Origin of the sequence: Gemmatimonas sp. (assembly GCF_031426495.1) — a bacterium.
In the GTDB taxonomy this organism is placed as follows: Bacteria; Gemmatimonadota; Gemmatimonadetes; order Gemmatimonadales; family Gemmatimonadaceae; genus Gemmatimonas.
This window is the reverse complement of the sequence record NZ_JANPLK010000049.1, coordinates 134,660-151,090: the sequence shown is the minus strand read 5'-3', so window position 1 is coordinate 151,090 and position 16,431 is coordinate 134,660. Positions and strand designations below refer to the sequence as shown.

The following is a 16,431-nucleotide window of genomic DNA, read 5'->3' as shown; positions in this document are numbered from 1 at the left end:
GCGAAGGATTCACAAATGGCGTCTGTGCGTGGTAGTAGTCGCGCATGCCGGTCCGTAATGCTAGATAGCTGCGGGTGCACACATTTTCATCGGATGAGACTGGCTGCTGCGTGAGTTGTCCACCGATCCAGCCGCTTGAGAAAGTCGCGTCTGCCGACGTCGTCGGTACATTGCCGGTGATGCGTCACGTGTTCACGGTTGGCTGCGCGGAGAGGTCATGAATTGGTTCGAGAAGACCGCCAGCAGCGTTGGCATCGTCGCGCACCTGTGGCCGCTGCTGGCGGCGTCGGCGCAGGGCGTGCTCGCCGTGCCACCGCCCACACCGTCGCCGCAGCAGCCGTCGCAGCAAGCGTCGCCCATGGTGGAGTCTACACGGGTGCACGAGCGGCTCACACCGCGTCTGCTGGGCGGCACGGCGCGGTCCTTCAACGGACCAGCCGGCAAGCCGGTCGAGCTTTGGGTCCCCGATCGCGTGCGGTCTCGCGATGCGTTCGATGTCGTGGTCCACTTCCACGGCGCAGCATGGTTGCCGCAGAAGGCCGTGGCCGCTCTCGGAACACGCACGGTGGCCGTCGTGCTCAACCTCGGAGCCGGTTCCGGCATCTACGATCGCAGCTTCGCCGACCCGGTGGCGTTCGACACGCTGCGGGCCACCGTCACGCGCGAGGTCGCGGCGGTGACCGGTCGCCCCTCGCGCATGGCCCGTGTAACGCTCGTGGGTTTTTCCGCCGGTCACGGGGCGGTGCGCTCGATCCTGCGTGAGCCGCGGCACCTGGCCCGGGTGGATGCGGTCCTGCTGCTGGACGGCATGCACACGTCATACGTGCCGGAGGGGCAGGTGCTCGCGGCTGGCGGCATGCTCGACACGATGAATCTGGTGTCACTCACCGCGTTCGCGCGGACGGCGGCGCGCGGCGAGAAGCGCATGCTGATCGCGCACTCGGAGATTTTCCCGGGCACGTACGCCAGCACCACCGAGACCGCCGACTGGACCATTACTGCGTTGGGACTGCGCCGCACGCCGGTGTTGCGCTGGGGCCCGCGTGGCATGCAGCAGCTCAGCGAAGTCCACGCGAGGCACTTCCGCGCGCTGGGATTCGCGGGCACGACGGCGCCGGACCACATTGATCAGCTGCACGCCATGCCGGAATTGTTGAAGCGTTTGCTGTCGCGGTAGCCCATGTTCATTTGCTTCCACCGACCCGATCTCATGACACGTTCCACGACGTTCGTCGCCTTCACGGCCGCAGTCATCGCCACGCACATGGCGATGCCCGTGTCGCTCGCTGCGCAGCAGCCCGCCGAGGCCTGGTGGCGCCACGTGCAGGTGCTGTCCAATGACTCGTTGAAAGGCCGTGACACGGGCAGCCCCGGGCATGAAGCCGCAGCGCGATACGTGGCCGAGCAGTTCCGGTTGGCGGGTCTCACGCCGGCCGGCACCGATGGCTGGTATCAGCCGGTGCGCTTCATCGAGGTCGGTATGGCGAAGGAGGGCGTTGCGCTGGCGCTGCGCGAAGGTGACGCGTGGACACCGCTGGCGGTGGGTCGTGATGTGCGTGTCACGGCGAGACTTGCTACCGACCACGTGGAGGCACCTCTGGTGTTCGCGGGGTACGGCGTCTCGCTGCCGCAGGCGGGCATGGACGACCTCAAGGGCCTCGATCTGCGCGGCAAGATCGTGCTGTATGTGAACGCCAACCCAAAAGGCCTCTCGGCGCCGCTGCTGGCGCATGGCACGCGCACGCGATGGGCCGCCATGCGGCAAGCCGGGGCGGTTGGTGTGATGGCCGTCGGAGCTGGCGGTGCGTGGGTGGATAACGAGAACACGCGTCTTGGGAGCTCCGTGTCGTTGGCCGATACGTCGCTCGACGATCTGGGGGGGCAGCGAATCAACAGTGTGTTGAATCCGGCGCTTATGCCGCGGCTGCTGGCCGGCAGCGGCATCGTGTGGGACAGCGTTGCGGCCATCGCCGCGCGCGGCGAGCCGCTTCCGACGGCAGCGCTCACCGTGTCGCTCCGCGCCACGCTGCCCACGGTGCGTCGCGATATTATCTCGCCGAACGTCGTGGGCATGTTGCCGGGCACCGATCGCACGCTGCGCGACGAAGTGGTGGTGTTGAGCGCGCACCTCGATCATGTGGGCACGTTCAAGGGACCGGCGCTCACCGGTGATAGCATCTTCAACGGCACGATGGACAATGCCACCGGAGCGGCTACGCTGATGGAAACGGCCAAGGCGGTCGCCGCGCGCGGCGGCAACAAGCGCACACTACTGTTCGTGGCAGTCACGGCCGAGGAGAAGGGATTGCTGGGTTCGCGCTACTTTGCGGCGCGACCGTCGATCATGCGCGGCACGATCGTGGCCAACCTCAACACCGACATGTTTCTGCCGCTCTTTCCGCTGAAAGGACTCTTCGTGTATGGCGTGGACGAATCGGACCTGGCCGACGACGTGGGTGGTGTGCTGACGGCGCGCGGGCTGCAGGTGTTGCCTGATCCGGAGCCGCAGGAGATGCGGTTTGTGCGCAGCGATCAGTACAGCTTCATTCGCCGTGGCGTGCCGTCGCTGGCGTTCAAGTTGGGGTACACGCCGGGCACTGTGGAGGAGAAGACGTTCACCGGCTGGGTGCGTGAGCGGTACCACAAGATGTCCGATGACTTGGCGCAGCCCATCGACTTCGAAGCGGCCGCGGGGTTCAATGCGCTGTATGCCGAGTTGGCGCTGGGTGTGGCGAACCGGAAAACCCGCCCGGCGTGGCGGGCGAACAGTTTCTTTGCGACGCCGGTGATCGTGCCGTAGGGTGCACGGCACGGTTGCGCCCGCCGGTGAAACGCATAGCTTTACTTTATGAAAAAGGTAAAGGATGGGCCCGTCAAGACGAGTCGCATCAGCAGTAAGCACCAGATTACGATCCCGGTCGACACGCTGCGTGCTGCGGGGCTCAAGGTCGGCGAGCGGGTGACGGCCACCTGCGATGGCGCCGGTCGCGTCGTGCTGATGCGCGAAAGCGATGTCCTCTCAGCGTTCGTTGGCGCGCTGACTGGCGTGTATCAGCGTGACGAACTGAACACGTTGCGTGCCGAGTGGGAGTAGTCCACCTTGACGCCGGCGTGGTGATCGGTCTGCTCGATGCGAACGACGCGCATCACAGCAGCGCGCATCGTGCCATCGCCGACGTATTGCGTGACGGTCATGGGCTGGCGATAGCGGCCTCCGCATTCGCGGAGTGCTTGGTCGGCCCCTACCGCCGCGGCAAGGCGAGCGTCCTCGTCGTACATAGTTTGATCGAACGTCTTCCGATCACCGTCGTTTCGCTCGACGCCGAAACCGCGTCGACCGCAGCACGTGTTCGCGCTCAGCACGTCGGCCTGCGCCTACCTGACGCGCTCGTCATCGCGACGGCAGTGCATCACGACGCCGAACGGCTGATCACGACGGAGCGTAAGTGGCCGACGGCGAGCACGATGAAGATCAAGCTGTTGATCGAACAGATTTAGCCGTTCGCTCTGTGCTGACCCCTGTCTCACGCGCTCCCCGTTCCCCGATTCTGCCATGCGCTCCTCACGATTCTTCGCTGCTCTGCTGTTCGCGGCTACACTGAGCGTTACGCCGTCGCTCCGTGCGCAACCCGTCGTCGCCGACCCCGCACTGGCCGCCGAGATCGATCGCCGGACGGCGGCGATCGCCGACAAGGTCACCGCCTGGCGCCACGACATTCACCAGCATCCGGAACTCGGCTACGCCGAAAAGCGCACGGCCGCGTTGGTGGCGGCGCACCTCAAGGCGCTGGGGATGGAGGTGCAGGAGAACGTGGGGGGCATTCCCGGCGTGGTGGGGATTCTCAAGGGCGGCAAACCGGGCCCCACGGTGGCGCTGCGCGCGGACATGGACGCGCTGCCGGTCACCGAACTGGTTGACGTGCCCTTCAAGTCGACGGTGCGCACGGTGTACAACGGGCAGGAGACGGGCGTGATGCACGCCTGCGGACATGACATGCACACCGCGATGCTGATGGGCACCGCCGAAGTATTGGCCGGCCTCAAGGATCGCATTCCCGGCACGGTGAAGTTCCTGTTCCAGCCGGCCGAGGAAGTGCCGCCGCGCGGTGGCGCGCAGCCGATGATCGACGCCGGCGTGATGAAGGGTGTAAACGGCGTGTTTGGATTGCACGTCGGTCCCGGACCGCTTGGCGCCATGCGCTATCGCGCCGGCGCGATCTCGGCCAGCGCCGACGGCTGGCGCATCGTAGTGCACGGACGACAGGGGCACGGCGCGATGCCGTCGAACACCGTCGATCCGATCGTGGTGAGCGCGGAGATCGTGACGGCGCTGCAGACGATCGTGTCACGTCAGCTCGACTTGTCGAAGGCGCCGGCGGTGGTCACGGTCGGTGCAATTCACGGCGGCCTGCGCGAAAACATCATCCCCGATTCGGTGTGGATGATCGGCACCATCCGCGCGTTCGACCCCGAGGCGCGGAAGACGATTCACGCGCGTATGAAGCGTATCGCGACCCATATCGCGGAGGCGCACGGGGCCACCGCCGATGTGATCGTGGACATCGGCTATCCGAGTTCGGTGAACAACGACGCGATGGTCGCCAAGTTCTTTCCCACGCTCAAGCGCGTCGCGGGTGCGGCGGGGGCGACTGAAGGTGATGTGACCATGGCCGGTGAGGATTTCTCGCGTTTCTCCGAACTCGCGCCGGGCTTCTTCTTCAACCTGAGCGTCACGCCGCCGAATATCGATTTGAAGACGGTGGCCAGTAATCACTCGCCGCTGTTTCAGGGTGACGACCGGGCGTTGACCGTTGGTGTGCGCGCCATGACGAACATGGCGATGGACTTCCTGCGCTCTGGCGGAGCACCAAAGCTGATTCCGTGACCGCGCGCGCGGTGTGGACGTTGTGCACGTACGCCGACGTCCACGCGGCGCTGCGGGACGAACGCCTCGCGCCGCATGGTGTGAACGCGCTCGGCGACGAGACGCACCGCGTCGTGCGCGCGGCGATACAGCAGGAGCTACCACCGGCTCTGCTGGCGCGATGGCGCGACTCGCTCGGAGCGCGGGCTGTCGAACGGCTGGCTGCGCTTCCGTCGGACGGCGCCGTCGATCTGATGCGCGACGTGGCCCAGCCGTGGGCACACGAGGCGGCGCAGCAGGTGCTTGGTCTTCCGGCGTCTGTGGTGGACGACTGCATGCCAATAGCATGCACGCTGTTCGAAGAGTCGGCGGTGGCCCGGAGTGGTGCGCCCAGTACGGCGCTGTCGCACGCGGCCACACAGTTGGCGGTGCTGCTCGAGGGATACGGCGGCGCCGGCACGGTGCAGAGCTTCGTGGCACTCATGCACACGGTGCCCGCGGTAGTAGGAGGCGCGATGCTGGCGCTGCTCCAGCATCCGGCGCAGCTCACATGGCTTCGGGCGCATTGTGATGAGCACACGCTCGCGGTGGCCACCCATGAACTATTGCGTTATGCTGGGCCGTCGTGCGCGGTGTTTCGCACGGCGCTCGCGCCGATGATGCTTAACGGGAATGCGATCGAGACCGGTGACGAGGTCGTGCTGCGGCTACGCCAAGCGAATCGCGACCCCGCGATCTTCACTGATCCGGAGCGGCTCAACGTGCAGCGCGCCGAGTCGGGGCATCTGGCGTTCGGCGCCGGTGCGCATGGCTGCGTGGGCGCGGGCATCGTGCGCATGCTGCTACACGAAGCGATCGCAGCGTTCGTGCGCAGCTCACGGGAGTTCGAACTAGATGTTCGCGATGGCGCGGGCGTGACGTGGCTCAACGGGTTCGCGTTGCTCGTCCCGCGTGCGATCCCGACTGTAATGCGTGAGCGACGGGCTAGTTCGGTTTGATACTGGCGGCGAGGACCGTGCAGTTGGCGACGCGTGGATTACCGGTGACCGCGCTGACAACTTGGGCGATACCGACGATCGGATTGTACGCGTTCAGATAATCGAGCTCCGGTCCGTGCTCGACGGAGCGTTCGATCAGGTCGAACAGGGCATGCTCAGAGGGATACCGAACCATCGAGGCGCGCGCGCCGCTGATGGCGCTTTTCGTTGCCGCGCTCGGACCGGTCAGCACACTGCGGAGTGAACCGCAGCTTTGGAGGCTGAGCGAACTCAGGGCGTCGAGACGTACGGAACGAGGGAGGCGGCTATCGGCCGCGATATCTGTCGCGCTGCGCCATACGGGCGCGGTGACCGACGCCGCGAGTGGTAGTGGTTTTACGAGGACGGACTCCTCGTTGCGACCACGTATCGTGTACAAATGCCACAGTCCATCGCGGCCGATGTCGACGATGATCCGTCCGAGCATCGCGTCAATGGCGCCGGCGCCTTGGTCGATGAGCGTGAATCCGTACGACACCAGCGTGCGCAGCATACGTTCCGCCTCGGCATGATCGCCCGAGGCCTCGTAGTAGGCGGCGCGCGAGACGGCGGCAAAGGCGAGTTGCTTGTTGCCGCTGAAGCCGATGCTCGGGTACCGGCTTATGGGGACTTCGGAGGACGATGTCGTGCCCGACATACCTCCCACGAGGTCGACGCTGGCGGCCGTTGCGACGGCATCGAAGTCTTTCCAAATGGGGGCGTTCGCGATCTCCCGCAGATACGCCATTTCTTTGGCGTTGTAGCCATTGACCGTCTTCGCAATCACCATGAAATGGGCAGGACCTTTAAACTGCGGCGTACGCATTGTGGGAAAGATGTCACTGCTCAACTCAATGCGTTGCCACGGGCGGTCGTGCACTGCGGAACCCGACTGCAGCGGCAAATAGTCTGTCGGTGTGGTGGTGGACAGGCGACGCAGTGCTGCACCCGCCTCTTGTGGCGAGATCGCAGGATTGATGGGGGCCCGCAACACGCGTAGATGATCGACGCGCGAAATTTGTGCAGCAAGGCGAACAGAATCCCTGGTCACCACCGCTCGGCCGCTTCCAATCAGCGCCAGCGGAATGGCCGACAATAGCGCGAGGCCGACAACAGCGTTCCGCAGCACGCCGAGCAATGACCGTGGCCAGCCTCCACGGTGCGAGCCGGTATCCGTCGATGGATCACGCATCGGATGAGCGGCAGCGTCGTTCGCGACCATCGCGCGCGCGCCGCCGAGTGAGGACCACGCCGACGCCCGTGTTTCAGGTGCTCCGGCGTCGCGATGCGTGTTGGGGTGCGATGTACTCGAGGGTGTATGCATGGAGATCACGCCGGAGTGAGTGCGGGGCGCAGTGGGTACGTCAGCGCAGCTTCGACTTCCTGCTGCGCTGCAACCAGTCGATCGACCTCAGCCGAAACGTCGGCCGCCAGTTCCAGGTGCGTGGTGAGACTTTCCAGTGAGGCTGATCCCGCGTGCAGGCGCAGTAAGCCCAGTCGCAGCGTCTCCAGTGCCGTCACCGCGTCGCGAAGTCGCGCCAGCGCGGCATCACGCTCGCCGCGCAGTCCGTCGACGCCATGATTTCCATCGTGTGTATGATGGCCAATGGCGTCCGTGAGTTGATCGAGTCGCTCGCGGAGTCGCTGTGCATCCTGCTGCAGGCGTTTCAGCACTGATGGCAGATCTGACAAGGCTGCCCGCGACGAAGCTGGCAACGTCTCGAATAGCTGTTCGGCGGCCAAACCGAGCGAGAGCTCCGTTGCCCGATGGGTCATCGCGGGCGCCGCGCGTTGTGCGCCACGCAGTCGTTTCGCCGCGCTGAACGCGAGTCCGCCGAAACGGCCAGTCCATGCAGCGCCCCAGAACTCCACGTCGACATCACGCTGACGCTGCATGACACCGAGCCACGTGATCGTGAGTGCGATGCTCGCCACGGTGCCCACCAACGCAAGCGACGCGACGGCGGAGAGCCGCGGAGATGTGCCTCCGAAGAACGTCAGCGGGGTAATGAGGGCGGTTGTCGACGCCACCACGCGCGTCGTCGCACCTAACGTGCGGGTCAACAGGGTGCGCCACCGCGGCTGACGTACGGCGCGCTCCTCGCGCGCGCTTTCCCGCTCGACACGAAAGGCCTGCGGAAGGTCCGCTAGAGCAAAGCCTCTACTCAAAAGATCTCGCGCCGCCAATACGCCGAACACTGCCGGCATCAACGCCAACATGGTCACGAGTGCCACGACTCCAGCCGAAGGCCCGGCCGAGGCCGAAAGCCCGACGGCCGAGACCAAGGCGGTGATGAGTCCGAGCAGCGTACCCCCACCATCCATTCGACCGTCCCGTTTGACGAAGGCGCGAAGCGCCGCGGGCAGCTCGCGTCGCTGTTCGATGGCGACGCCGAGTGCTTCAGCAAGCGCATCCGCGCGCGCGGGCCGATCGCTCGGATGTTTGGCGAGACATTGCTCCACGAGCTGCGCGAGTCGACGCGGAACGGCAATGCCCAATGACGAGAGCGGGCGCGGCGCTTCGGTCACCTGTTTGGCCAGAACCTCCGTAGCGCTGATCCCGGTAAACGGCAGCCGCGCGGTGAGCGCGTAGTACGAAGTGATGCCGAGTGAATACAGGTCGCTGCGTGCGTCGACATCGTGCCCGAGTGCCTGTTCTGGACTCATGAACTCCGGCGTGCCGCTGACTGCACGGTCCGTCGAGGGGTCTTGCCCAAGAGCCGCGGCGATACCGAAATCACACACGATCGCGCGGCCACTCTCGCGCTCGATCAGGATGTTCTCAGGCTTCACGTCGCGGTGCACGAGGCCTTGCGCGTGGGCGTACCCGAGCGCCCAAGCGACCTCACGCAAGAGGCGCGATGCCTCGCGCGCGGCAAGGGGACCCTGTGATTGCACGAGTTGCGACAGCGTTTCACCGTCGACGTACATCATCACATAGTATGCGAAGTCACCAGCGATATCGACGGCATGGATCGGGATGACGTGCGGGTGCGATAGCTTGGCGGCGAGTTGTGCCTCTCGGAGAAAGCGATCCCGCAGCGTCGGGTCCTTCGCACGCTCGGGCGGCAATAGCTTGATGGCCACCAGTCGATCGAGGTGCACCTCGCGAGCGAGGTACACGACCCCCATACCACCGCGGCCCAGTTCACGATCAATCGAATAGCGCCCCGCGACGGCGGTCTGGAACGCCAGAAACAGGGCGTCCGGGGCGGAGTGTTGGGCCATGTGTCCTCTGGGCGACATTCACAGGCTACGGGCAAGCCGGTATAGACGAACGAGCCGGCCGAGACGTTTCCTGGCGTTCTATCGCCCGCCGTTGCTTGTCAAGAGCAGGTCATGGGCGGAAAACGTGGCGATTGCCGCTGGTGGAGCTCGATGAATCGGGTCCAACCCTCTAGCGCTGATGCTGGCTCCCGCCTAGTGTAGCGTAATTGAGCACGGCTGTTCCCTCCTCCCCCCTCTCTATGAACAGGCCACACATCCTCGCGGTGTTGGCGGGCACGTGGTTGCTGGCGGCACCGCTGGCAGCGCAGCCCAAAGTCATCACAGGAAAAGTGACGCGGGACCAGACGCTCCCGCTGTCGGGCGTGTCGGTCACCGTTCGCGGTACAGCGACTGCGGCGACCACCGCGTCCACCGGCGAATACTCGATCCTGGCGGAGGTGGGGCAGGTCCTCCAGTTCCGCATGATCGGCTACGTGCCGGTCACGCGAACCGTGGGCGCGGCGTCGCGCTATGAGGTGAGTCTCGAGAAAACGGCCTCCAACCTCGACGCTGTCGTCGTCACTGCCCTTGGCCAGGAATCGGCCAAGCGCACCATTGGCGCCGCGCAGCAGACGGTGTCCGGGGCCGAGATCGCGCAGACGGGGCGTGAGAACTTCATCAATGCGCTCGCGGGGCGCGTGGCGGGCGTCGAGGTGAGCAGTTCGTCGGGCGTGCCCGGTGCTTCTACGGTCATCACGATTCGCGGTGTGAGCTCGATCAGCTCCAGCAGCCAACCGCTGATGATCATCGACGGCCTACCGCTCGACAACAAGACGCTCAACACCGGGTCACTGGCGTCGGACAACCCCGGCTCTGCCACGGCCTTCAGCAACCGCGGCGTGGACTTTACCAACCGGTCGGCCGATATCAACCCGGAGGACATCGAGACGCTCGTGGTCCTCAAGGGCGCTGAGGCCGCCGCGCTGTATGGCATTGATGCCGCGAACGGCGCGATCGTTATCACCACCAAAAAAGGTAAGGCCGGCGCCGGTCGATTTGAGTACAGCAACTTTGTGCGCATGGACCGCGTGCGCGTCGCCCCCGAGTCGCAGCGCACATACGGCCCCACGAGCGCGGTTGGTGCAGCGCTTGGTTCTTTCCAGTACTTCGGGAATCCCTACCCGGCCGGCACCACGTTTTATGACAACGTGGATGGCTTTTTCAAGACCGGCGTGTCGCAGCAGCATACGCTGACCGTTAGCGGTGCCACGAACGACAGTCGAGTGAGCTACCGGGTGTCGGGCAATTTCAACCAGAATCTCGGTGTGCTTCCTGGCGCCGGCCTTGACAGAATCAATCTGACGGGTCGGTCGACGGCTCAGGTGAATAAGTACCTGAATGCCGACCTGTCGTTGATCTACATGCAATCGAACAATGATCAGCCACTGCGGGGTGACGGCGGTCCGTTACTCGGCTTGTTGCTGTGGCCGTCGACCGACAAAGCGAGTGACTTTCTGACGCCGCAGGGGCAGCGGCGACGGGTCACCGCGCTGGCCCAGAACGGTGAAACGGACAACCCGTATTTCAGCACCTCGAAAAACTTGTTGAATTCGAAGCAGGTTCGGTTGTACCCCAACCTGGGGCTCACGATTACGCCGTTTTCGTGGGGCTTTTTCAAGACCAATCTCGGCGTAGACGGCTACACCAACAGCAACGTGATCGCGCGGCATCCGGAGAGTGCCTTGGGCTTCGCCAACAACGGCATTCTCGACAACTCGGTGGACGTGTCGCGTAGCATCAACATGCAGAACGTGTTCACGTTCAAGCAGGTCAGCCTGCCCAAGAACTTCACGCTCAGTGGCTTCGTCGGAAACGCGATCCAGGATACCAAGAGCACGGTCAACGGAGAAAGCGGGCGCCAATTCCTTGAGCCGAACTTTATCTCGATCAATAACACCGACGTGTCGACCCGGTTCGCTCGTACGAGCATCGCGCAACGGCGCCTCGTGGGTGCGTTCGGTCAGGCGCAGCTCGGCTACCGCAATTACGCCTTCCTGACGGTCACGGGGCGAAACGACTGGACGTCCACCATTCCGGCCGAACGGAATTCGTTCTTCTACCCGTCCATCGCCGGCTCGTTCGTGCTGTCCGACGCCGTGCCGATGATCGGCCGGCACATGACGGCGAAGCTCCGTTCCACGTACGCCGAGGTGGGTCGCGACGCGAGGCCCTACGCGTATCGGTCGTTCCTCGAGTCGAAGACATCCACTGGCGGCGGTTACGGCTACGGCTTCACGGGTCCGAACCTGAATCTGCGTCCGGAGTTTACGAAGTCGACTGAGGGTGGCTTTGAGATCGCGTCGCTGAACGATCGCCTCAGCCTTGACGCCACGTATTACAGCAAGCGCAACACCGACCAGATTGTGAACGACACGCGCAGCAGCTACGGCACGGGATTCATTCTGTTGAATCTCAATGGTGGAGAGACGCGCAACGTGGGCGTGGAACTGGTTGGTCGGGCGATGCCGATCCAGAGCCGCAACGTGACGTGGGAAGTCATTGCCAACTACGATCAGTCGCGCGGCAAGGTCATCAAGTTGCCGAACGAGTTCCCGGAAGCGTACGTCTCCGACACGTGGTTGTACGGTAACGTGCGGAACGGCACCTCGGCGGGGCTGTCCACGCGATCGCTCACGGGTACGTTTTACCTCCGCAACAACCAGAATCAGCTGGTCATCGACCCCACCACCGGATTGCCGGCGCGCAACGGCAACTTCGTCGATGCCGGGTACGACCGTACGCCGCGCTGGACGATGGGCGTGACCAACAACCTGACCATCCGTAAAGTGCGGGTGTCGATGCTGTGGGACTTCCGGAACGGCGGTGATGTGTTCAACGCCACGCAGCACTTCCTGACCACCCGTGGTCTGACTCCGCTGACACTCGATCGCGAGCGCCCGCGGGTGATCCCCGGCGTGTTACGTGACGGCAAAGAGAACAGCGCCACGCCGACGGCCAACAACATTGTCGTCATCCCCGCCGTTCAGCCGGGTTTCTACACGGGCATCAGCGAAGAACTGTTCATCGAAAGAAACATCAACTGGGTGCGTTTGCGTGACGTGACGGTCCGCTTCCCGCTCCCGGGCCGTGCGCTGAACGCGCGCAATGCGAGCGCCTTCATCCGCGGGACTGACTTGTTCCTCTTCACGAATTACACGGGTCTCGATCCGATTGTTAACGGCACGACGGCCGCGGTCGGTGGGTCGGGCGGCGTCGGCATCGACTACGGTAACGTCCCCATGCCGCGCGGCTTCTCGTTCGGCATCACGGTGGGATACTGATCATGCACATACTCCGGAGTTCCTTATCATTTTTGCGCCGCCCTCGCGTGCTGCTGCGGGGCGCCCTTCTCACGGGTGCGCTCGTCGGTGTCGCCGGCTGCCAAAACTTCCTCGACGTCAACGTCAATCCCAACGCCCCGCAGGAGGTCGAGCCGAATCTATATCTGCCGCCCATCCTGAGCTCGATGGCCACCTCCGAGCAGTTCGACGGACGGTTCGTGGGGCGGTACACGCAAAACTGGACACTGCCCTCCGGCGCGGCGCTGCCCAGTGTATGGGATCGCATGGGCTACGACATCCCGCCAAGCGACAACGGTGGGCAGCTGTGGCGTGACGTGTACTTCGTGCTCGGCCAGAACGTCGTCGACCTCATGCGGAAGGCGCGTGAGGCGGAGCGATGGGACCTGCTGGGCATTGGCTTCACCATCAAGGCGTGGGGATGGCTCAAACTCACCAACATGCACGGTGAAAGCATCATTCAGCAGTCCTTTGATGCCACCCGCTTTGCGTTTGACTACGATACCGAAGAGTACGCGTATCAGGAGATCTTCCGGAATCTCGACTCGGCCGCGGTCTATCTGGCGCGCACCGATGGCGGTGTGAGCTCGGCGTACATCTCGCGCTTTGATCGTGTGTATAGCGGTGATCGCGTGCGCTGGTTGCGGTTTGCGTCCGGGCTGCGCGCGATGGCGCTCAACCACTTCTCCAATAAGGGGACCTATCGGCCGCAGGCGGTGATTGACGCTGTCGACAACGCCTTTACCGGCAATGCCGACGATGCCTTGCTACCGTACAGCGGCACCAGCGCCGACAATGCCGACGCCAACTTCTGGGGGCCGCGTCGCGGTAACCTGAATTCGTACCGGCAGACGCAGTTCGTCCTGAATTTGATGAACGGCACGGTCTTCGCAGGGGCCTTAGACCCCCGCGTGTCGCGCATGTTGGCACCGTCACCCGACGGTACCTTCCGCGCGTGGGACCCGAATTCCGGAACCCTCGCGCTGCCGGCCGCGCAGTTGCCGAACAACTTTTTCGGCTACGTCGGAACGGCCGGCGCAGGGCAGCCCTCGCGGTATTTGTTCGCCGATCGGTCTCGCTTTCCGATCATGACGTATGCACAGTTGCAGTTCATCAAGGCCGAGGCGGCGCTCCGTTCGGGGAACCGTGCGGTCGCCCTCGATGCGTACTCGAGGGGCGTAGCGGCACACATTGACTTCGTGAACGCGCGCAACAGCGACGACGCGCAAGCCGTGGCGCAGATCACGCCAGCGGAGCGGTCGGCCTACCTCGCCAACACGGCCGTCGTGCCGACGAATCCGGCGCAGCTGACGCTGTCGATGGTGATGTCGCAGAAGTACATCGCCCAGTGGGCGTGGGCGCATGTCGAAACGTGGACGGATCTGCGTCGCTACAACTACACCGGCCTCGATCCGGCTACCGGCCGACAGGTGTTCCCCGGTTTCGCTACGCCGTTGGTCTTGTTCGCGGATAACGGCAACAAGATCGCGCAACGGGTGCGCGCCCGGTACAACTCGGAATACGTGTGGAACCGTCCGTCGCTCGACAAAATCGGTGGCCTCGCGCCCGATTTCCATACGAAGCCGCTCTGGATCACTCAACCGTAACCGCCCATGCGACCCCTTCGATTCACTGGAGTGCTGCTGGGGGCCTTGGTCCTGGCAGCCTGTACCAAAGACGCGATTCAGTTGGATGACATCACCGCGCCACTGTCTGGTGCGCGCGTGAAGTTCTTCAACTTCGGCATCAACGCGCCGCAGGTAAACTTCTACGCCAACACCAACAAGATTTCGGCGATCTCCTCTGTGACCGGAGTGGAGTCGACGGTCGGTGTGGCGTACGGTGCGGTGGCGGCGGGCAACCTGTACACTGGCATCGCGGCCGGTGATTACACGTTCTCTGGCCGTATCTCGGCCACGGTCGACAAGGACCTTCCCGTGTCGACCATCCCGGCTACGGTCGTTTCGGGTAAGGCCTACTCGGTGTACATGGCGGGCGTGTACGATGCCACGGCCAAGCGCGTGGACGGCTTTGTCGTCGAAGATCAGTTCCCCGATACCTTCGACTTCACGCAGGCGCTCGTGCGCTTCGTGAATGCCAGCCCGAATGCGCAACCGATGCAGCTTTTTCTCAGCAACACCACGGCGGCCACGGAAACGGCCGTCGGCGCGGCGGCGACCGCGTTCAAGAGTGCGGGGAGCTTTACCGCGGCGCCGCAGGGGGCGTACGACTTGATCCTGCGTTTGCCGGGATCGCCCACCAACGTCGTGACCCGAACGAATGTGTCGTTCCTAGCTGGGCGTGTGTACACCATTACGCTACGTGGTGACATGACGCTGTCCCCCACCGGTACGCTGGTCAATCGCCCGTTCCTCGATAACTCGATCAACCGGTAGTTGCGGTCTTGGCAAGCGGCGGAGCACAGGGTTAGACGGGTACGACGGAAGCGGTCGAGGCGGCGCTCGGGGATACCATGGCGGACATCGTTTGGTAGGCCATCACGCAGCTTCGCTGTACTCTATGAGGCTCGAAGGCAGTGACGCGCAGGTCCTCTCACTTTCCCCTACGACGACGACATCCTGCCGTAGCCGAACGCGGTCTCGGCAGTCACGTGCCACGCGTGGAGGAATGCCGCAAACAGCCGCCGGTGGCGCCGCTCACCCGCGATGTTCGCGTGTTTCCCCGCTGGCGCGACGGCCTCGCAGTCCCGCGTCTTGCGGCGGCGATGGTCACCAGGCCATCGCGTTGTATGAGCTGTTGCTCCATGACTGTGTCATTCGGACCGATCGTGAGAAACGACCGTAACTGTCGGGATTACGGGTGTATCACGTCAGCGGGAACCACTGGCGGCGCGTATTCCTTACCACTAGGGCTATCGCCGAGTTCGGTGTTCCTGCGATAGTTCATACTGTATCGGCGCGCCGGTGCTGCGCCTTCCCGCCCTCGTTTTCAGGTCATTTCCTGCATGGCTGAGTTGCTCCAGTCCCGCACGTTGGAGGTCCCCCGTTCGGAGTGGACCGCGATCGTTGCGAAGTACGCCGGCGCCGATGTTCGTCGCGCCGTGTGGCAAGTCGTGAACACGCTCGTTCCGTTGGGTGCGCTGTTGTGGGCGATGTATTACTTCATCGAGGTCGCCCCGTGGGTTACGGCGTTGCTCGTATTGCCCGGCGCGGGGTTGCTGGTGCGCACGTTCATCATCATGCACGACTGCGCCCATTCGTCGTTCTTGCCGTGGCCCAAAGTCAACGATGCGCTCGGCTTCGTGACCGGCGTGATGACGCTGACGCCGTTTGCGCAGTGGCGCCGCGACCATGCGTTGCATCATGCGTCGTCGGGCGATCTTGATCGTCGCGGTCATGGCGACGTGCCCACGATTACGGTGAAGGAGTATCTCGAGCGCGACGCGCGTGGCCGCCTGATTTACCGGCTCATTCGTCATCCGCTGTCGCTGATGCTGGTCGGTCCGTTGCACCTCATGCTGAATCAGCGATTCCGTGGTCGTAGCAAGGCCACGAAAACCAAGCAGCTGTACAGCGTGTGGTATACGAATCTCGCGATCGCCGCCGCGATCACCGTGGCGATTTTGCTCTGGGGGCCGCGCGCCGTCCTGCTGGTGTATCTGCCGTGCATGTACGTCGCCGCCGCCGCCGGCATCTGGCTGTTCTACGTGCAGCACCAGTTCGAAGATGCCTACTGGGAAACGCACGACGAGTGGGACTACGCCACGGCCGCGATCACGGGCAGTTCGCATCTGCGGCTTCATCCGATCCTGCAGTGGTTCACCGGCAGCATCGGGTTGCACCACGTGCACCACATCGGCCCGAAGATCCCGAACTTCCGGTTGCAGGAAGCGCACGACGACAATCCGATCTTCGAGGCCGCGCCCTTGATGACGATCGGCATGGGTGTGAAGGCGCTGCGTCTGGCGTTGTACGACGAAGACACGAAGCGCCTCGTGCGCTTCAGCGACGTCCAGGCGGCGTAA

12 protein-coding genes are annotated in these 16,431 nt (G+C 64.0%); 10 read left to right on the top strand and 2 right to left on the bottom strand.

The features are described 5' to 3' along the window. The first annotated feature begins 217 nt into the window (after window positions 1-217). From RMP10_RS13080 to RMP10_RS13055, 6 genes are read left to right on the top strand one after another with little or no spacing between them, the layout of a single operon-like run. Complete coding sequence (locus tag RMP10_RS13080; RefSeq protein WP_310570676.1) at window positions 218-1,177, top strand: hypothetical protein; 960 nt, start codon at window positions 218-220, stop codon at window positions 1,175-1,177. A gap of 33 nt (window positions 1,178-1,210) precedes the next feature. Continuing rightward, window positions 1,211-2,800 carry a M28 family peptidase gene (locus RMP10_RS13075; protein WP_310570675.1) on the top strand — a complete coding sequence of 530 codons (1,590 nt, stop codon included), beginning with the start codon at window positions 1,211-1,213 and terminating at the stop codon, window positions 2,798-2,800. Window positions 2,801-2,848: 48 nt separating this feature from the next. Further along, window positions 2,849-3,094, top strand: a complete 246-nt coding sequence (locus RMP10_RS13070) for a hypothetical protein (RefSeq protein WP_309672669.1) — start codon at window positions 2,849-2,851, stop codon at window positions 3,092-3,094. Further along, window positions 3,085-3,498, top strand: a complete 414-nt coding sequence (locus tag RMP10_RS13065; RefSeq protein ID WP_310570674.1) for a PIN domain-containing protein — start codon at window positions 3,085-3,087, stop codon at window positions 3,496-3,498. The genes RMP10_RS13070 and RMP10_RS13065 overlap by 10 nt, the downstream gene beginning before the upstream one ends. Window positions 3,499-3,553: 55 nt before the next feature. Continuing rightward, window positions 3,554-4,885, top strand: a complete 1,332-nt coding sequence (locus RMP10_RS13060) for an amidohydrolase (protein ID WP_310570673.1) — start codon at window positions 3,554-3,556, stop codon at window positions 4,883-4,885. Then, window positions 4,882-5,862 carry a cytochrome P450 gene (locus RMP10_RS13055; protein WP_310570672.1) on the top strand — a complete coding sequence of 327 codons (981 nt, stop codon included), beginning with the start codon at window positions 4,882-4,884 and terminating at the stop codon, window positions 5,860-5,862. The genes RMP10_RS13060 and RMP10_RS13055 overlap by 4 nt, the downstream gene beginning before the upstream one ends. On the opposite strand, the gene RMP10_RS13050 is transcribed toward RMP10_RS13055, so the two are convergent. Both RMP10_RS13050 and RMP10_RS13045 read right to left on the bottom strand, forming a co-directional pair. Further along, complete coding sequence (locus RMP10_RS13050) at window positions 5,849-7,204, bottom strand: hypothetical protein (protein WP_310570671.1); 1,356 nt, start codon at window positions 7,202-7,204, stop codon at window positions 5,849-5,851. The genes RMP10_RS13055 and RMP10_RS13050 overlap by 14 nt on opposite strands. Before the next feature lie 5 nt (window positions 7,205-7,209). Beyond that, on the bottom strand, window positions 7,210-9,108 hold the full coding sequence (locus RMP10_RS13045) for a serine/threonine-protein kinase (protein ID WP_310570670.1): 1,899 nt from the start codon (window positions 9,106-9,108) through the stop codon (window positions 7,210-7,212). Between the two features lie 239 nt (window positions 9,109-9,347). Here RMP10_RS13045 and RMP10_RS13040 point away from each other — a divergent pair, with 239 nt between their 5' ends. The 4 genes from RMP10_RS13040 (at window position 9,348) to RMP10_RS13025 (ending at window position 16,431) form a co-directional block, all read left to right on the top strand. Further along, window positions 9,348-12,428 (top strand): SusC/RagA family TonB-linked outer membrane protein, encoded by a 3,081-nt coding sequence (locus RMP10_RS13040; protein ID WP_310570669.1) that lies wholly within the window; start codon window positions 9,348-9,350, stop codon window positions 12,426-12,428. A 32-nt stretch (window positions 12,429-12,460) separates the two neighbouring features. Beyond that, window positions 12,461-14,053, top strand: coding sequence for a SusD/RagB family nutrient-binding outer membrane lipoprotein (locus tag RMP10_RS13035; RefSeq protein ID WP_310570668.1), 1,593 nt, complete (start codon window positions 12,461-12,463; stop codon window positions 14,051-14,053). A gap of 6 nt (window positions 14,054-14,059) precedes the next feature. Continuing rightward, window positions 14,060-14,842 carry a DUF4397 domain-containing protein gene (locus tag RMP10_RS13030; RefSeq protein ID WP_310570667.1) on the top strand — a complete coding sequence of 261 codons (783 nt, stop codon included), beginning with the start codon at window positions 14,060-14,062 and terminating at the stop codon, window positions 14,840-14,842. Window positions 14,843-15,411: 569 nt separating this feature from the next. Further along, entirely contained in the window at window positions 15,412-16,431 is a 1,020-nt protein-coding gene (locus tag RMP10_RS13025) for a fatty acid desaturase (protein ID WP_310570666.1), read from the top strand.

Bases quoted from the DNA above. Each gene is read 5' to 3' on its own strand.
- RMP10_RS13030 (WP_310570667.1), top strand. From the start codon at position 14,060: ATGCGACCCCTTCGATTCACTGGAGTGCTGCTGGGGGCCTTGGTCCTG.
- RMP10_RS13060 (WP_310570673.1), top strand. From the start codon at position 3,554: ATGCGCTCCTCACGATTCTTCGCTGCTCTGCTGTTCGCGGCTACACTG.
- RMP10_RS13080 (WP_310570676.1), top strand. From the start codon at position 218: ATGAATTGGTTCGAGAAGACCGCCAGCAGCGTTGGCATCGTCGCGCAC.
- RMP10_RS13050 (WP_310570671.1), bottom strand. From the start codon at position 7,204: ATGCATACACCCTCGAGTACATCGCACCCCAACACGCATCGCGACGCC.
- RMP10_RS13025 (WP_310570666.1), top strand. From the start codon at position 15,412: ATGGCTGAGTTGCTCCAGTCCCGCACGTTGGAGGTCCCCCGTTCGGAG.
- RMP10_RS13045 (WP_310570670.1), bottom strand. From the start codon at position 9,108: ATGGCCCAACACTCCGCCCCGGACGCCCTGTTTCTGGCGTTCCAGACC.
- RMP10_RS13075 (WP_310570675.1), top strand. From the start codon at position 1,211: ATGACACGTTCCACGACGTTCGTCGCCTTCACGGCCGCAGTCATCGCC.
- RMP10_RS13070 (WP_309672669.1), top strand. From the start codon at position 2,849: ATGAAAAAGGTAAAGGATGGGCCCGTCAAGACGAGTCGCATCAGCAGT.
- RMP10_RS13040 (WP_310570669.1), top strand. From the start codon at position 9,348: ATGAACAGGCCACACATCCTCGCGGTGTTGGCGGGCACGTGGTTGCTG.